We start from the raw sequence: 16,226 nt of genomic DNA, 5'->3' as shown, positions 1-16,226 counted from the left end.
TCCGCCTGATTATTTGGCTTAAGTGGAGGGGCGAATTTAAAGAGTGGGTATGTGATTGATGCTAATGCAAATAAAACCAATATAGATAAAACCAATGCGGATAAAAAAGCCCCACAACGTGGGGCGGATGAATATACGACATTGCATTATTGTTTTTAGTAATAAATGACAGTGAATCAATTACTGACAAGTATCTTCTTCTAGCGCTTTTTTCTTGCGGGAAAATAGCTGAGTGAGCGGAGTGCGCAGCTGTTGGGCTAACATCACACCGAGTAACACGATGCCGCCCCCAATTAAGTGGTAACTCTTTAACTCTTCTCCAAGAGTGAATACCGCGATAACGGCAGTAAATACCGGAGCAAGGTTCATAAAGATAGAGGTGGTATTGGCACCTAAACGAAGGACGCCTTGGATCCACATTGCTGGAGCCAGAATCGATGCGGCAATCCCTGCGAATAAAACTAACCCGATATTATCGCGGTTAAGGCTCACATCATCTGCCATCAAGAAGTTTGGAATTAATAATAAAACCCCAAAAAATACCTGAACATACAGAGAATCCCAGCTGGAAAGCTGAATCGACCAACGTTTGGTCAATACACCGTACAGTGCATAAGCGGCGGAAGCGACGATCATCAGCAATTCGCCTTGGCCCAATCCATTATCCAGTAATGAACCGGGGTTTCCTTGGCTAACTAACCAAGCTAATCCAAATAGAGACAGCATGGAGCCCACAACGATCCCAACGGTTGGGATCACCCTCAGAACAAAAATACTAATTACCACAGTTAATAGCGGAATAAATGAGTTCATAACACCCATAAACGTCGCGCTAACTGTATGTGCGGCATAGTAAGCTAAACTTTGATACAGCATCATCCCCAAAGCACCTAAGATGGCCAGCTGCCACCAATGTTGCTTAACCACTTTGGCATGGCGCAGTACCGAGCGCAGAACAAATGGGGTCATGACTAAAAATGCCAGAGCCCAGCGATAAAACGAAATGGCAGCAGGGTCAATCGCCGTTGCAGCGGCTTTGTTGACGATGGCATTTATGGACCATAATAAAACCGCGGTCAGCGGAAACAGGAAATATTTCATTAACAACGTTCTCCCTAATCAGTCACAGGAGTATACATCTGTCCGAAATATTATATATACTGATATTCAGACAATCGATAACGTTTTTCAGACAGCCTATGAATAATTTAAAAAGTGATGTTCTACAAATTAACGAATGCAATATTATTGAGCCTGAATTTATTGCTTTGCGTCATGAGCAGATCAACCAGCAAACCGAGTACAAATCCCATTCCCATGCCTTTGGTCAATTGCTGTATGTGGTCTGCGGGATTATGGAAATGGAAGTGGAAGGCAAGCATTATATGGCACCGCCAGAGTTTTGCATCTGGATCCCTGCCAATACCCAACATGCGAGTTTTAATAAGCAGAGTGTTAAATTTCGTATTATTGATTTTGCCCAAGCCTATACGCCACTGCTTGCCAGTAAGGCATGTGTTGTGCGATTAAGCCCCATATTCCACACGATTATGACGGATATGTATCAACGGGGGATTGTGCAGCCCGAAACTGAGCAGGACATTCGTTTGGGTGAGGTATTGATTGACCAGTTTGCTATTTCTCCGTGCCAAGATACCTATTTACCCACCAGCAAAGATAAATTGTTAGCGCCTATTTTAGCGGAATTACAGCAAGATCCTGCGGATAATACAACGCTCGCCCAGTGGGCAAAACGGGCTTATACCTCGGAGCGCACGTTGTCTCGCCGTTGCCAACAAGAATTGGGCATGTCATTCAGCGAGTGGCGGCAGCGACTGCGTTACTTACATGCGGTGGCAGGATTGGACAAAGGTAAAAGTGTTCATGAAGTTGCCTTGGATGTGGGGTATAGCTCGGCATCTGCATTTATTGCGATGTTCCAGCAAATTTCAGGGGTCACTCCTGACCGGTTTCGTATGAAAGAGCTGACCCCATAGCAGCGGAAAAATTAATATATATAATCGTATTTGATATTAGCGTGGTAGTTGTACACGCTATCTTTTCCGCCGTGTTCATCTTTAATTAACGTGGTTATAGTTTGTTCCGCATCGGTGCATCTTCCGAACGTATTCCAGCTTTTACAGGTCGTCACGGTTGTTTCGGTGGTAAAAAATTCTTCAATGGTTTTGTTGGTTAACATTCTGTCATCATCACCATAGGTAAACTCTTCAACGGTTGAGTCAGACTGCATGCGAATTAAGCGATTTTTCGCATCATAGTGAAAGGCTGTTTTCACACTATCATTTTCGAGTGTACTGACTCGGTTGGATTCAGATAATCGACCCATATCATCAGTTAAAAAACGAGTTACTGCTCTTGTTAGCATGCGCTCTTTGTCGAGAGTTGTCGTATAAGAAGAATCTTTGGCTTCGGTTATTTTTCCATTATGATCAGTGAGAAACTTCCCAGTCATTTTTTGCTGCAAGATGGTTTTTTCAACATTATCTTGATTAATTACAGACAGTTTAAATGCTGATTTATAGTCCCATCCGTTACCATTTTTTTTCATGCTCATATCAATGGATTTGACTGTCACTGTGTCGTGGATACTGAATTTGATAACTTCATGGCCGGTTAACTCGATTAAGGCTCCACAATCATCAAACTTCGTTTGAACCGTGTTGTTGATGTAATCATCTTGGCTGGCGGTGTGTGCATTCATCTCTTTTAACGAATCGTTAAATGGGCGCTCTTGAGCAAAGATGAAATTATTAAAGTTGTTGATGGCAATGGTGTCCGCCGAGCAATTTTGCTCGCCAGCATAGGCATAAAACGAGCACATTAGGGGTAGCGACAGTAATACCTTTTTCACAATCAATATGCCTTTCAAAATAAATGCCTTCCTGAAAAATGAATAACTTTTAATGTAGTTTTGCTGATTAAACATGAAATCTTTGGGAATAGGTAGTCAGACTCATCTGTAAGTTTGTTTAATAAAAAGAAAAATTAAATGTCGCCGAATAGCCTATCAATTTCAACTAAAAGCATTGTCATGTAAATGATTCAGCCTATCGACGATTTGGAGTATAGTGTGGCAGCCAAATCGGGCATGACACACATTCTATTGGGACGAATTCCGTGAAAATTTTGGTTGATGAAAACATGCCATATGCTCAAACACTATTTAGTGAGCTAGGCGAGGTTAAAGCAGTACCTGGGCGTCCAGTGCCAGAACAGGAACTGACTGATGCAGATGCATTAATGGTGCGCTCAATTACCAAAGTGAATAAATCATTACTGAGCAATACGCCAGTAAAATTCGTCGGCACGGCAACAGCAGGGTTTGACCACGTTGATACCCAGTGGCTTGCCGAAGCCAATATTGGATTCTCTTCAGCGCCGGGGTGCAATGCCATTGCTGTCGTTGAGTATGTTTTTTCTGCATTATTGATGCTGGCGGAACGCGATAACTTTGATTTGCGCGATAAAACCGTTGGGATAGTGGGTGTTGGTAATGTGGGAGGGCGCTTGTATAAACGTCTGCAAGCGTGGGGCGTAAATACCGTATTATGTGACCCTCCTCGAGCAGATAAAGGCGACCAAGAAGTTTTTGTTCCATTCGATTCGCTACTGGAGCAGTCTGATATTTTAACCTTCCATACGCCGCTCAACATGGAAGGCGAATATTCTACTTTCCACTTAATGGATGCGTCTCGACTAGCAAATCTACACGATGGTACCATTTTGGTGAATGCGAGCCGTGGTGAAGTAGTTGATAACCAAGCGCTATTACAGTTGCTTGAACAAGGTAAGCCGCTGAGTGTGGTATTGGATGTGTGGGAGCCTGAGCCTGATCTGGATACAGAATTGCTGGCGTATGTGGATATCGGTACGCCGCATATTGCAGGCTATACTTTAGAAGGTAAAGCGCGAGGTACAACCCAAGTCTTTGAAGCTTATTGCGAATTCCTAGGTAAGCCTGCGAATGTGTCTCTGGCATCGCTGTTACCGAAACCGGATATCGACTGCATTAATTTCAATGGTAAATTAACGCAAAGCCAGCTCAAAAGATTAGTGCATCTCGTGTATGATGTGCGCCGTGATGATGCATCATTGCGTGCAGTAGCTGGCATTCCCGGTGAGTTCGATAAATTACGTAAACACTACCAAGAACGCCGTGAATGGTCATCGTTAACAGTTCAATGCGATAACCAAGAGACAGCCCAGTTACTGAGCGAATTAGGTTTTAACGCAAAATTTAATAACAGATTCTTTTAGGTGAAATGAGCGGCTAAGCACAGCTTGTTTCACTTTGATTTTTTTAGAGGAAAAACCATGACAGAAGGTTGGAATATTGCATTACTCGGGGCAACAGGCGCAGTGGGCGAAGGCATTCTTTCCCTGCTTCAAGAAAGAGAGTTTCCCGTTGGTGAGCTTTATTTACTAGCCAGTGAGCGCAGTGCAGGGGAGAGCATTCGCTTCAACGGTAAAAGCTATCAAGTGCAAGATGTCGCGGACTTCGATTGGTCGCAGGCGCAAATTGCCTTTTTTGCAGCAGGCGAAGAAGCAGCAGCACAGTATGCGGAATTAGCGGCGCAAGAAGGTTGCATTGTGATTGATAACAGCGGTGTTTTTGCGTTAGACCCTGATGTACCGTTAGTGGTACCGGGTGTTAACCCGCAAGTATTAGCGGATTATCGTAATCGCAATATTATTTCGGTGGCAGATAGTTATGTGAGCCAGCTCTTAACTTCTATCAAACCGTTAATGGATGCGGCTGGATTAGGACGTATTACACTGACCAATATGCTGTCGATGTCAGCATACGGTAAAGCAGCCGTTGATGAATTAGCGGGTCAAAGCGCACGTTTATTGAATGGTATCCCTGCGGAAGAAGGTCGTTTTGCTAAGCAATTAGCCTTTAACATGCTGCCATTATTAGCAGATGGTGAAGGCAGTGTTGTGCAAGAGCGCCGTTTAGTTGAGCAAGTGCGTAAAGTGCTGCAAGACGACGGTTTGCCAGTCTCCGTAAGCTTTATTCAGTCACCCGTATTTTATGGTAATGCCCAAGTGGTGTACTTAGAAACATTACGCCCAGTTAGCGCGGAAGAAGCGAGCGAAGAATTTGAACGTTTTGATGATATTCAGGTCTCAGAAGTGGGTGATTATCCAACTCAAGTGACTGACGCATCAGGTAATGACGTTTTAAGCATCGGCTGTATTCGTAACGATTATGGTATACCGGAAATTTTACAGTTCTGGTCAGTGGCGGATAACGTTCGTTTTGGTGGTGCACTAATGGCAGTTGAGACAGCAGAAAAACTGGCTCAGGAGCTGTATTACTAATGTTGGAGTCCCCAAAGTTGCATCGCATTGCCCTCGGAATTGAGTATAACGGTAGCCGTTATTATGGTTGGCAACGTCAGCAAGAAGTGAAAAGTGTACAGGGCTGCCTTGAGGCTGCCCTGTCTAAAATTGCCGCGGCACCAATCACCGTTAATTGTGCAGGGCGTACGGATGCAGGTGTTCATGCAACTGGGCAGGTGGTACATTTTGAAACTTCAGCCAACCGCAAAGAGGCAGCATGGACGATGGGGGCGAATACCCATCTTCCTGACGATATTGCGGTTCGCTGGTGTAAACCTGTGAATGATGAGTTTCATGCGCGTTTTAGTGCAACCGCACGTCGATATCGCTATGTGATTTTTAACCACCGTTATCGACCTGCAATTTTATCGAATGGTGTAACGCACTTTCATTTTCCGCTTGATGAAAAACGTATGCACCAAGCAGCGCAAGCATTGCTGGGTGAGCGTGATTTTACCTCATTCCGAGCAGTGCAGTGCCAGTCAAAAAGCCCTTGGCGTAATGTGATGCACGTTAATGTAACGCGTCACGGAAACTATGTGGTTGTGGATATTAAAGCCAATGCGTTTGTGCACCATATGGTGAGAAACATTGTTGGCAGTTTGTTGGAGATAGGCAGTGGTAATCAAGATATTGATTGGATGGCACATCTTCTAGAATTAAAAGATAGAACGAAAGCGGCGGCGACAGCCAAAGCGGAAGGATTGTATTTAGTGAGCGTGGATTATCCTGAAAAATTTGACCTGCCACAGAATGTGATGGGGCCTCTATTTCTCGCGGATGAGCTGCTTTAAAGGTCGTTAATATAAATCTCCACATGAGGAACCCCATGGAGTTTATCAGTTTTATCATTGATTTTATTTTACATATTGATGTGCATCTTGCGGAATTGGTCGCCGAATATGGTGTTTGGGTTTACGGAATTTTATTCCTGATCCTATTCTGTGAGACGGGGCTGGTGGTCACGCCTTTCCTTCCTGGAGATTCATTATTATTTGTTGCTGGTGCTTTAGCCGCATTGCCAAGTAATGATTTAAACGTACACATTATGGTGTTGTTGATGATTATTGCGGCAATTATTGGTGATGCAGTGAACTATACCATTGGACGTATCTTTGGTGAGAAACTGTTTAAAAACCCAGATTCAAAAATTTTCCGTCGTAGCTATTTGGATAAAACCCATCAGTTTTATGAAAAACATGGCGGAAAAGCGATTATTTTGGCACGTTTTGTACCTATCGTGAGAACTTTTGCACCTTTCGTTGCGGGTATGGGTAAAATGTCTTACCGTCATTTTGCCTTTTATAATGTGACAGGTGCGCTATTATGGGTGCTACTCTTTACCTATGCAGGGTATTTATTTGGTGATTTACCGATAGTACAAAAGAATTTGAAATTACTGATAGTCGCGATTATCTTTATTTCAATTCTGCCGGGTGTCATTGAAATTATTCGCCACCGTCGAGCTGCTGCAAAAGAAAAAAATGCAGTGGCAAAAGCAAATAGTGCGGCGACGCAAAAAAACGATAACCAATAATCGGTTTAAAAAAAGTTTTTATCTACAGTGAGATATCATTGTGGTTTAATGGCAAAAATTAACATACTGATAGATGCTTCTTATATAACCACACCCTGAAATTCAGTGGCGGTATTGTTCGAAGTGTTGTCAGAGTGCAATCAGACGAAAAGGTCCATTAATGAGCTGGATTGAGAAAATTTTAAAAAAAGGTACTTCAACCCCATCCCATAAAGCAAACATCCCTGAAGGTGTTTGGGCTAAATGCGATAGCTGCGGGCAAGTACTCTATGGTGCCGAGCTTGAGCGTAATCTGCAAGTGTGTCCGAAATGTGACCACCACATGCGTATTCATGCTCGTCAACGCCTTGAATCTTTCCTTGATGAAAACTCAACAACGGAATTAGGCAGTGAATTAGAGCCAAAAGATATGCTCAAATTCCGTGATTCGAAAAAATACAAAGACAGACTTAGCTCAGCCCAGAAAGAGACGGGTGAAAAAGATGCCATCGTCGTCATGAAAGGTACGCTCAAAGAGATGCCTGTTGTTGCGGCGGCGTTTGAGTTCTCCTTCATGGGTGGTTCAATGGCATCGGTTGTGGGTGCACGTTTTGTCCGTGCCGTAGAACAAGCTTTGGAAGATAATTGTCCATTAGTTTGCTTCTCATCCAGTGGTGGTGCGCGTATGCAAGAAGCGTTACTGTCTCTGATGCAAATGGCGAAAACCAGTGCCGCACTGGCGAAAATGCAAGAACGTGGCTTACCGTACATTTCTGTACTGACTGACCCTACCATGGGTGGTGTTTCTGCAAGTTTAGCGATGTTGGGTGATATCAACGTTGCCGAGCCTAAAGCGCTGATTGGTTTCGCGGGGCCGCGTGTTATCGAACAGACCGTTCGTGAAAAACTACCTCAAGGTTTCCAGCGCAGTGAATTCCTGCTGGAAAAAGGGGCAATTGACATGATCGTGCGTCGTCAAGATATGCGTGATCGTCTGGCTGATGTACTGGCGATGTTAATGAATCAACCAAGTCTGAATACCGCTCCAACTCTGGTTGTTGAAACGGTTGACGTGGAAATTGATCTTGCTGACTCTGCCGAAGGTGCAGATAAAGCAAAAGGCGCTAAACATAAAAAAGATGATGAGTAATCCAATCATTCCTACAGCCAAGTCTCCATTGGAGGCTTGGCTTTCTTATCTTACTGACCTGCATAGCCAAAATATCGATATGGGGTTGGAACGAGTAGGGCAAGCTGCCCGTCAAATGCATCTCACTCAACCTGCTCCTCGCGTCATTACTGTCACTGGAACCAACGGAAAAGGCACAACCTGCCATACACTTGAGTCTATTTTGATGGCTGCGGGTTTGAAGGTGGGAGTCTACAGTTCCCCACATTTAGTGCGCTACACGGAACGCGTCCGAATCCAAGGTAAAGAGCTTACTGAAAGTGAGTTCTGCCAAGCATTTTCGACTATCGAAGCGCAGCGTGGAAATATTTCGTTAACCTACTTTGAATATGGCACCTTAGCTGCACTACAATTATTTAAGCAAGCTGAGTTAGATATTGTGATCCTTGAAGTAGGGTTGGGCGGTCGCCTTGATGCAACTAACGTGGTAGATGCGGATATCGCGGCAATCACCAGTATTGCGCTTGATCATACCGATTGGCTAGGTTCCGACCGTGAGCATATTGGTTATGAGAAAGCGGGTATTTTCCGACAAGGTCATTATGGCGTGGTGGGTGAGCCTGATATGCCAGCCTCTATCGGCGCTTATGCAGACAAAATTGGCACTATGCTGTTTCGTCGTGGCACGGATTGGCGTTACCAAGAGCAGGGGCAACATTGGTCTTGGGAAAGTTCTCAGCGGTCATGGGCTAATTTACCGTTACCGAATGTCCCGCTGGCCAATGCAGCAACTGCGATGGGTGTGATCAGCTGCCTGATGGAGATTGATGCCCAGTTAGCGCAGAAAATCACTGACCAAGCTATTCATCAAGGTTTAAGTATTGCTCAGTTACCGGGACGTTTTCAGATAATTGGCGAACATCCGTTAATGATTTTGGATGTGGCTCATAACCCTCACGCTGCAGGCTATTTAGTTTCCAAACTCGCACAATTACCAGTGACAGATGGTCGTCGAATTCGTGCGGTGGTGGGAATGCTGGGGGATAAAGATATTAATGGGACATTAACCTGTTTATCCCAGCAGGTAACTGACTGGTATCTTGCACCTCTGAAAGAGTTTCGTGGTGCTGATGTGACTGAGCTTAGTCAGCATGTTGACGGTGCCCATGAGTTTGATTCCGTGGAAGCAGCTTGGCAACAAGCGTGTGCGGATGCGCGACCACAAGATGTGATTGTGGTGTGTGGATCATTCCACACGGTGGCTCACGTCATGATGTTATTAGAGAAAACAGAAGGATAAAGCCAGTGGCTAGTAAATTCCAGAATCGTCTTGCTGGCGCTATTGTTTTAGTCGCTGCAGGGGTCATCGTATTGCCTGCATTGCTGGATGGCGATAAGAAATACAATGAGAATGAATTTGCAGCCATTCCGATTATTCCCAAACCGGGTGATGAAGAAGATATTGAGTCAATTGCACCAATTACACACAGTGCATCGACCGCGTCTTCGGAAGGAACTTCTGAAGCGATGTTATCGGAAGCTATTACTGAGCAAAAGCAAAGTGAGCAGCCTCCTGTAGCCGCAAACAGTGCAAATCAAAGCAGTGCAAATCAAGGTAATACGGGGCAAAACGTGGTGAATCAAAATGGAGGTGCCATTCCTGCTAATGTCACCCCAGAAAAACCACGAGTAGAACCGAAGCCGGAACCTAAGCCTGAGCCAAAACCTGAGCCTAAGCCTGAGCCTAAGCCTGAGCCTAAGCCTAAGGTGGAACCAAAACCGGAACCAAAACCAGAGCCGAAACAAGAACCTCAAGGTAAAGCGTATGTGGTGCAAGTGATTGCCCTCAATAATGCCAGCAAGGTTGAAGAAATTGTGGCGAAGCTAAGACTGTCTGGATATCAGGTTTATACGGTGCCAGCGCAGCCGGTGAACAACAAATTAACCCGTATTTATGTGGGACCAGAAGCATCAAGGCAGAAGCTTGAATCTGCTTTACCTGAATTGAACGCAATTACCGGTACAAAAGGGATAATTCAAGCCTTTAAGCCTTAAATTGATATTCAGTTATCCCTAAAAAATAAGGGTATTTAGTAACTTACTGCGGCGATTATGATTTTTTCTTTTCGCCGTTGATTTTTTTAAATTCAATGAAAAATGGTTACGCAAACGTTTTCGTTTTCTGTTAGAATGCATTCGCCGCTGACGTGAATGCGAATTTTGGAATGAAATATGGTCTGGATTGATTACACAATTATCGCCATTATTGGCTTCTCGGCACTGGTAAGCCTGATCCGTGGATTTGTACGTGAGGCATTATCGTTAATCACTTGGGGTTGTGCGTTCTTCGTAGCAAGTACGTTTTATCCTTACTTAGCGAGTTACTTTACGAACTTTGAGGATGTTTTGGTTCGTAATGGTATTGCGATTGCAGCACTGTTTATCGCGACATTGATTGTTGGTGCAGTGGTGAACTATGTGATTAGCTCATTAGTACAAAAAACCGGATTATCGGGTACAGATCGTGTACTGGGGATCTGCTTCGGTGCGTTGCGTGGGGTATTAATTGTATCGGCGCTATTGTTCTTTCTCGATACATTTACACCGCTTCCTCAAAGTGAGGATTGGCATCGTTCACAGCTTATTCCGCAGTTCAGTCATATTATTAGGTGGTTCTTTGACTACCTGCAAAATGCGTCAAGTTTCCTACCGGAGAATATCTCTCCGTCTGGCTGATGAGGAAAGACTAAATGTGCGGTATTGTCGGTATCGCCGGTGTTTCACCGGTAAACCAATCAATTTATGATGCGTTGACGGTGCTACAGCATCGTGGGCAAGATGCAGCGGGTATTGCGACTATTGATGGTAAAAACAATATCCGTTTGCGTAAAGCAAATGGTTTAGTAAAAGATGTCTTTGAAACGCGCCACATGCTGCGCCTTCAAGGCTCAATGGGTATTGGACATGTGCGCTACCCAACTGCGGGTAGCTCCAGCGCATCCGAAGCTCAGCCTTTTTACGTTAACTCTCCTTTTGGTATCACCCTTGCACATAATGGTAATCTGACAAATGCTCACGAACTCGCTCGGAGCCTATTTGAAACAGCACGTCGCCATGTGAATACCACGTCAGACTCCGAAATTCTTCTAAACGTATTAGCATACGAATTAGATAAGTTTGACCATTTTCCTCTCGAACCCGACAACATTTTTAGTGCCGTAGCATCAATGCACAAAAAAATCCGTGGTGCCTATGCTTGCGTGTCACTGATTATTGGCCACGGGATGGTGGCATTTCGTGACCCACACGGTATCCGTCCATTAGTACTTGGTCGCCGTATTCTAGCAACTGGCGAACACGAATATATGGTCGCCTCTGAAAGTGTGGCACTCGATACTTTAGGCTTCGAATTCCTACGTGATGTTGCGCCAGGCGAAGCGGTATATGTTACTGAAGATGGTAAATTATTTACCCGCCAATGTGCAGAAAACCCTCAGCTGACACCGTGTATTTTTGAATATGTTTATTTTGCTCGCCAAGATTCGTTTATCGATAAAATCTCGGTGTATAACGCAAGATTGCGTATGGGGCAAAAATTGGGCGCGAAAATTGCTCGCGAATGGGAAGACCTGCATATTGATGTGGTGATCCCAATCCCTGAAACTTCATGCGATATTGCGTTAGAAATCGCCCATATCCTAGAGAAACCGTATCGCCAAGGTTTTGTGAAAAACCGCTATGTTGGACGTACCTTTATCATGCCTGGGCAACAAGAACGTCGTAAATCTGTGCGCCGTAAACTGAATGCAAACCGTGCAGAGTTTCGCGATAAAAACGTTCTGCTGGTGGATGACTCGATTGTGCGCGGTACCACATCAGAGCAGATTGTTGAACTTGCTCGTGAAGCGGGTGCAAAGAATGTCTACTTTGCTTCAGCCGCACCAGAAGTTCGCTTCCCTAACGTATACGGCATCGATATGCCAAATGCGAATGAATTGATTGCACATGGTCGGGAAGTGGATGAAATCCGTAAGCTGATTGGCGCAGATGGCCTAATTTTCCAAGATCTCAGCGACCTTATTGATGCGGTTCGTGAAGAAAACCCAGAAATCAACGAATTTGAATGCTCAGTATTTGATGGCATCTACGTGACTAAAGATATCGACCAAAGCTATTTAGATTATCTGGAAAATCTGCGCAAAGATGATGAGTTGAAGCTGAAAGATCAGAGTGATGTTGAGGATTTAGAGATTTACAACGAAGGCTAAATTTTCGTCATAGTTAGGGCTACAGCGTTGTTGGCTTCATTCAGCGACCCAAGTCACATACTTTTGTATGCTCCTTGGGCTAGCTTTATTTGCCGCCTAGCTGTAACTCTAACTATATAGAAAATTAATGATATTTGGGGCGAGCTGCCTAGCTACAACATGAATTATTTAGAGGATTAAATCTAAAAACTAAGTTGAAAATGAAGTTAGTCTGAATTGTCCTCCGCTCGTGTTTCCTTTATTGATGCCTGCTTATTCCGTGAGTAAAGTTTTGCTCTGTATTTTTACTATCCTGACCTCCACACTTCGCCTCTCACTCACTACTTCACGATATTTGGTATATAATGCAGGAAATTACGTGAATTGGGGTTGAACATGAAAAAACTTATCATTGGGTTAACAGGCGCGAGTGGAGCAATCTACGGTATTCGATTGCTGGAAGTGCTCAAACCTGTGAAAGATGTGGAAACCCACCTGGTGATGAGTGCTGCAGCGCGTCAGACATTAGCGCTGGAGACAGCGTTTAGTGTTAAAGATGTGCAACAGCTCGCAGACCATGTTTATGATAGCCGCGATATTGCCGCTGCCATCTCCTCCGGCTCTTTTCGGACTGTAGGTATGGTTATCATGCCGTGTACTATGAAAACCCTTTCTGGCATCGTTCACAGCTATACAGACACGTTAGTCACCCGTGCTGCCGATGTCGTTTTAAAAGAAGGGAAAAAACTGGTATTAGGGGTACGAGAAACCCCCCTGCACTTGGGGCATTTGCGATTGCTCGTTCAAGCCGCAGAAATGGGCGCGGTGATCATGCCCCCAATGCCTGCGTTTTATCATCAGCCTCAATCAATTCAAGATATTGTCGACCAAACCGTTAACCGCGTACTCGACCAATTTGATATCCAACTTGAACAGGACTTGTTCATCCGTTGGCAGGGGGCTAAATAGCGCCTGTTATTCAAAATAATCACGATTTTGGTGCTAACAAATCCTCTAGCGCAATTCTTAGCTCAATAAATTCAAATTCAAAGCCAGCCTCTTCTAAACGTTTAGGTATGGCCTGCTGTCCACCAAGCAATAATGTCGCGGATTCCCCAAGCACACCTCTAACTGCAAATGCAGGGGTGCGAATAAAGGAAGGGCGGTTGGTAACATCCCCCATCATGGCGGCAAATTGATCATTATGGACAGGATAAGGCGAGGTCATATTAAATGGACCACTAAGGGTTGGCGTCTTCATCAAGAATAAAATCGCCTTCACCATATCGTTAATATGGATCCACGGCATATACTGTTTTCCTTGACCAATCGGCCCGCCAGCGCCCATTTTAAAAATAGGCAGGATTTTAGCGAGCAAACCGCCGTTAGGGGATAAAACCAACCCTGTACGTAATAAGCAAACTCGGGTTTTATCCGATTGCGCTTCTTGGGCGATAGCTTCCCAGCGAGCAGCTAGCTGATGAGTAAATTCATCATGGGGTTGATCCTCTTCCGTCACGACGGATTGGCCTTGGTCACCATAGTAACCAACGGCAGAGCCTGACAGGAATACGCTCGGAGGGTTTTGACTGGCTTTGATCAAGTTTGTCAATTGCTGCGTAATTTTCCAGCGACTATCACAAAGGATCTGTTTTTGGGCGGCTGTCCAACGTTTTTCAGCAATAGGTTCACCGGCAAGGTTGATGACCACATCAAAGCTATCAAGGTCAGTTTTATCTTGAAGGGTTGTCCAGCATTCAACGGCTTTACAAAATAAACTGTATACCTTTTGTGGTGAACGGCTTAATACGGTGACCTGATGTGAATGCATCACTAACGTTTGAACCAGTTGGGTGCCAATTAACCCTGTTCCACCTGTTATTAGAATTCTCATATTTTCTCCCCCATATTTAAAGCACTATCACGCTCTAAATAATCCAATTTTTACCACCCTATAAAGATAACTATAGCATTTGCAAATGGGAATTGTTGGGTTTCAGTTAACGCTTCACAAAAAAGAATTTTGTACTGTATCTTAAAGAGATGCATTGATTTTTGTGATGGAAAGCAAGGTCAAATTTGGTTAGGATCTCTTGCAACATATATGCGAAAAGAATACCTTGTATCAAAGTATTTTGGTGGACAAGCTAAATAAGGTTTTCAGGATGGAACAACAGACCGAATTCGTCGAATGGGTAGATATCGTTGACGAAGATAATAATGTAATAGCGCAAGCAACCCGTAGCCAAATGCGTGCAGAAAACTTACGCCACCGTGCGACTTATATCGTGGTACACGATGGAATGGGTAAAATTCTGGTGCAACGAAGAACGGACATTAAAGATTTCTACCCAGGGCTTTTGGATGCGACGGCGGGTGGTGTTGTGATGCAAGATGAACAGATCCTTGAATCAGCCAAGCGTGAAGCAGAAGAAGAATTGGGGATTGCAGGTGTTCCGTTTGCAGAGCATGGCACTTTCTATTATGAAAACGAAATCTGCCGTGTGTGGGGTGGGTTATTTAGTTGTGTGAGCCACGGCCCTTTTGCTTTGCAAGAAAGTGAAGTCGTGGAAGTAAGTTGGTTGACTCCCAAGGAAATTACCGCTCGTTGCGATGAATTCACGCCAGATTCGCTCAAAGCACTGTCATTATGGTTAACACGCAATAATGAAGCGGATAAAGCCATTAGCTGTTCAAGCCCAGAATAAATATGGATATTGAATTAAGGACTACCTCGGTAGTCCTTTTGTATTTTTATGATTTATAAAATTTAGGTTCTTTGATTTTATTGGATAGCGGATATTGATGAAGTTTATCAGCGTAGGAAGTATTAATCTCGATGATTTTCTCATGTTGAGTATTAACTAAGCACGCTTGCTGAGCCATTGTTTTTTCAATGAGATTAAAAAATTTTTTCTTATTTTCTGTTATATAAAGGCCTTTATTAGGTTCAAAGAACTTGAATATGACCTTATCATTAATATGTTTAATTGTTATCCCCATGGCATGATTTTTAGTAATAAAATCACAAATGGTATCCTTCTGTTGCTGTAGTCGATTATTAATGCGCTGTTTGAATTGCTCAAGGGTTATATAATTTTGTGAATTTAATTTTACATTATTATCAATAATCGTATAGGTGTCATATTTTATATTGTATTGACTATTTTTTTGTATTATTTGGTGCTTAACGATTTTTTTCTGGTGATTTTTAACCAGTTCAAAAAACGGTTTCATGTCTTTGAGTGATAAGTCAGTCAGTGTAAAGTTAGAACATTTTTTCTTAATTTCTCGAGCAGTTAGCTTTATTAAATGACATTCAAAGCGGCTTTTCCCTTTTAATATATCTTCTCTAGTGCTTTCCGATGTGGAATAGGTATAAGAATATAGCTGATGTAATGCTCTTTTAAAGTTGATAGCATCATCTTCTCTTATATTATCGAGTAACAATGCACTATTTTTAAAAAAGATTTCATTGATAGAATTAAGCGTATTTTTTTGTTTTAATTCACTGCTGTCATTTGAAAAATCAAATTTTTTCATGACATAGTCAATGTGAAGGGCATAATCAATTAATGCTTGTTTATAGATAATTTGACAGAAAGCATCATTTAAAAAAGTGCGATAGTGACGAGTGTTTTCTTTGATGCTATGTATTTTTTTTAATGCGCGAGCCAGATTTTTTATATATGTTTTTTCATCATTAGCATGGGCATAAAATAAAAAAGCGTGTGTTAATCCATAACAGACACCTTTTTCGGCTTCTTGCATATTTTTAATGCCAATTATATTGCGGGAAAACTCATTTTCAGCTGTGTTTTTAAAATGATTTGTTAATTTTATCTGTTCAAACTTAATATTGACTCTTTGGGGGAGAATCATAATCATCCTCAATATTCTTGTGAAAATATAGAGGATAATGATATGAAAAAGGGGAAATGTTATTTTCATATAGCGATGAAAAAAT

At 43.1% G+C, this 16,226-nt stretch carries 16 protein-coding genes; 12 read left to right on the top strand and 4 right to left on the bottom strand.

Annotated elements, in window-relative coordinates; genetic code table 11:
• Positions 1-180: 180 nt before the first annotated feature.
• Positions 181-1,101, bottom strand: coding sequence for a DMT family transporter (locus LDO73_RS11410; protein ID WP_224057983.1), 921 nt, complete (start codon positions 1,099-1,101; stop codon positions 181-183).
• A 98-nt stretch (positions 1,102-1,199) separates the two neighbouring features.
• Between LDO73_RS11410 and LDO73_RS11405 the strand changes: the two genes are divergently transcribed.
• The gene (locus LDO73_RS11405; RefSeq protein ID WP_224057982.1) at positions 1,200-1,997 is read left to right on the top strand and encodes an AraC family transcriptional regulator; all 798 of its coding nucleotides are present in this window, start codon (positions 1,200-1,202) and stop codon (positions 1,995-1,997) included.
• Between the two features lie 11 nt (positions 1,998-2,008).
• On the opposite strand, the gene LDO73_RS11400 is transcribed toward LDO73_RS11405, so the two are convergent.
• On the bottom strand, positions 2,009-2,872 hold the full coding sequence (locus LDO73_RS11400; protein WP_224057981.1) for a hypothetical protein: 864 nt from the start codon (positions 2,870-2,872) through the stop codon (positions 2,009-2,011).
• A gap of 266 nt (positions 2,873-3,138) precedes the next feature.
• Between LDO73_RS11400 and pdxB the strand changes: the two genes are divergently transcribed.
• The 10 genes from pdxB to LDO73_RS11350 all read left to right on the top strand — a co-directional run bounded on the left by pdxB (position 3,139) and on the right by LDO73_RS11350 (position 13,228).
• Positions 3,139-4,278, top strand: coding sequence for a 4-phosphoerythronate dehydrogenase PdxB (gene pdxB / locus LDO73_RS11395; RefSeq protein ID WP_224057980.1), 1,140 nt, complete (start codon positions 3,139-3,141; stop codon positions 4,276-4,278).
• A gap of 57 nt (positions 4,279-4,335) precedes the next feature.
• Complete coding sequence (locus tag LDO73_RS11390) at positions 4,336-5,346, top strand: aspartate-semialdehyde dehydrogenase (protein WP_224057979.1); 1,011 nt, start codon at positions 4,336-4,338, stop codon at positions 5,344-5,346.
• Positions 5,346-6,161 (top strand): tRNA pseudouridine(38-40) synthase TruA, encoded by an 816-nt coding sequence (truA, locus tag LDO73_RS11385; RefSeq protein ID WP_224057978.1) that lies wholly within the window; start codon positions 5,346-5,348, stop codon positions 6,159-6,161. The genes LDO73_RS11390 and truA overlap by 1 nt, the downstream gene beginning before the upstream one ends.
• Before the next feature lie 35 nt (positions 6,162-6,196).
• Positions 6,197-6,904, top strand: a complete 708-nt coding sequence (locus LDO73_RS11380; RefSeq protein WP_224057977.1) for a DedA family protein — start codon at positions 6,197-6,199, stop codon at positions 6,902-6,904.
• Between the two features lie 160 nt (positions 6,905-7,064).
• Positions 7,065-8,033: an acetyl-CoA carboxylase, carboxyltransferase subunit beta gene (gene accD, locus LDO73_RS11375; RefSeq protein WP_224057976.1), complete on the top strand. Its 969-nt coding sequence runs from the start codon at positions 7,065-7,067 to the stop codon at positions 8,031-8,033.
• The gene (gene folC, locus LDO73_RS11370) at positions 8,026-9,312 is read left to right on the top strand and encodes a bifunctional tetrahydrofolate synthase/dihydrofolate synthase (RefSeq protein ID WP_224057975.1); all 1,287 of its coding nucleotides are present in this window, start codon (positions 8,026-8,028) and stop codon (positions 9,310-9,312) included. The genes accD and folC overlap by 8 nt, the downstream gene beginning before the upstream one ends.
• A 5-nt stretch (positions 9,313-9,317) precedes the next feature.
• Positions 9,318-10,067 (top strand): cell division protein DedD, encoded by a 750-nt coding sequence (gene dedD / locus LDO73_RS11365; protein WP_224057974.1) that lies wholly within the window; start codon positions 9,318-9,320, stop codon positions 10,065-10,067.
• A 177-nt stretch (positions 10,068-10,244) separates the two neighbouring features.
• Entirely contained in the window at positions 10,245-10,748 is a 504-nt protein-coding gene (gene cvpA, locus LDO73_RS11360; RefSeq protein ID WP_132495458.1) for a colicin V production protein, read from the top strand.
• Between the two features lie 14 nt (positions 10,749-10,762).
• Positions 10,763-12,280 (top strand): amidophosphoribosyltransferase, encoded by a 1,518-nt coding sequence (gene purF / locus LDO73_RS11355; protein WP_224057973.1) that lies wholly within the window; start codon positions 10,763-10,765, stop codon positions 12,278-12,280.
• Positions 12,281-12,655: 375 nt separating this feature from the next.
• On the top strand, positions 12,656-13,228 hold the full coding sequence (locus tag LDO73_RS11350) for a UbiX family flavin prenyltransferase (RefSeq protein ID WP_224057972.1): 573 nt from the start codon (positions 12,656-12,658) through the stop codon (positions 13,226-13,228).
• Between the two features lie 19 nt (positions 13,229-13,247).
• Here the strand turns inward: LDO73_RS11350 and LDO73_RS11345 are convergent, their stop codons facing one another.
• Positions 13,248-14,153, bottom strand: coding sequence for a TIGR01777 family oxidoreductase (locus LDO73_RS11345; protein WP_224057971.1), 906 nt, complete (start codon positions 14,151-14,153; stop codon positions 13,248-13,250).
• Positions 14,154-14,424: 271 nt separating this feature from the next.
• On the opposite strand from LDO73_RS11345, the gene yfcD reads away from it, so the two are divergent.
• Positions 14,425-14,967 (top strand): NUDIX hydrolase YfcD, encoded by a 543-nt coding sequence (gene yfcD / locus LDO73_RS11340; RefSeq protein ID WP_224057970.1) that lies wholly within the window; start codon positions 14,425-14,427, stop codon positions 14,965-14,967.
• 46 nt (positions 14,968-15,013) lie between these two features.
• Here yfcD and LDO73_RS11335 read toward each other — a convergent pair whose 3' ends face one another.
• Positions 15,014-16,141, bottom strand: a complete 1,128-nt coding sequence (locus LDO73_RS11335) for a hypothetical protein (protein ID WP_224057969.1) — start codon at positions 16,139-16,141, stop codon at positions 15,014-15,016.
• Between the last annotated feature and the right edge of the window lie 85 nt (positions 16,142-16,226).

This window comes from Providencia alcalifaciens (assembly GCF_915403165.1).
Taxonomy (GTDB): Bacteria; Pseudomonadota; Gammaproteobacteria; order Enterobacterales; family Enterobacteriaceae; genus Providencia; species Providencia alcalifaciens_C.
Note: the sequence above shows the minus strand (reverse complement) of the source record. Positions and strands in the feature narration are given on the sequence as shown.

What these genes read in the sequence shown, in the direction of transcription:
- LDO73_RS11410 (WP_224057983.1), bottom strand. Translation starts at nt 1,101, where the DNA reads ATGAAATATTTCCTGTTTCCGCTGACCGCGGTTTTATTATGGTCCATA.
- LDO73_RS11405 (WP_224057982.1), top strand. Translation starts at nt 1,200, where the DNA reads ATGAATAATTTAAAAAGTGATGTTCTACAAATTAACGAATGCAATATT.
- LDO73_RS11390 (WP_224057979.1), top strand. Translation starts at nt 4,336, where the DNA reads ATGACAGAAGGTTGGAATATTGCATTACTCGGGGCAACAGGCGCAGTG.
- truA (WP_224057978.1), top strand. Translation starts at nt 5,346, where the DNA reads ATGTTGGAGTCCCCAAAGTTGCATCGCATTGCCCTCGGAATTGAGTAT.
- LDO73_RS11380 (WP_224057977.1), top strand. Translation starts at nt 6,197, where the DNA reads ATGGAGTTTATCAGTTTTATCATTGATTTTATTTTACATATTGATGTG.
- accD (WP_224057976.1), top strand. Translation starts at nt 7,065, where the DNA reads ATGAGCTGGATTGAGAAAATTTTAAAAAAAGGTACTTCAACCCCATCC.
- folC (WP_224057975.1), top strand. Translation starts at nt 8,026, where the DNA reads ATGAGTAATCCAATCATTCCTACAGCCAAGTCTCCATTGGAGGCTTGG.
- cvpA (WP_132495458.1), top strand. Translation starts at nt 10,245, where the DNA reads ATGGTCTGGATTGATTACACAATTATCGCCATTATTGGCTTCTCGGCA.
- purF (WP_224057973.1), top strand. Translation starts at nt 10,763, where the DNA reads ATGTGCGGTATTGTCGGTATCGCCGGTGTTTCACCGGTAAACCAATCA.
- LDO73_RS11350 (WP_224057972.1), top strand. Translation starts at nt 12,656, where the DNA reads ATGAAAAAACTTATCATTGGGTTAACAGGCGCGAGTGGAGCAATCTAC.
- LDO73_RS11345 (WP_224057971.1), bottom strand. Translation starts at nt 14,153, where the DNA reads ATGAGAATTCTAATAACAGGTGGAACAGGGTTAATTGGCACCCAACTG.
- yfcD (WP_224057970.1), top strand. Translation starts at nt 14,425, where the DNA reads ATGGAACAACAGACCGAATTCGTCGAATGGGTAGATATCGTTGACGAA.
- LDO73_RS11335 (WP_224057969.1), bottom strand. Translation starts at nt 16,141, where the DNA reads ATGATTCTCCCCCAAAGAGTCAATATTAAGTTTGAACAGATAAAATTA.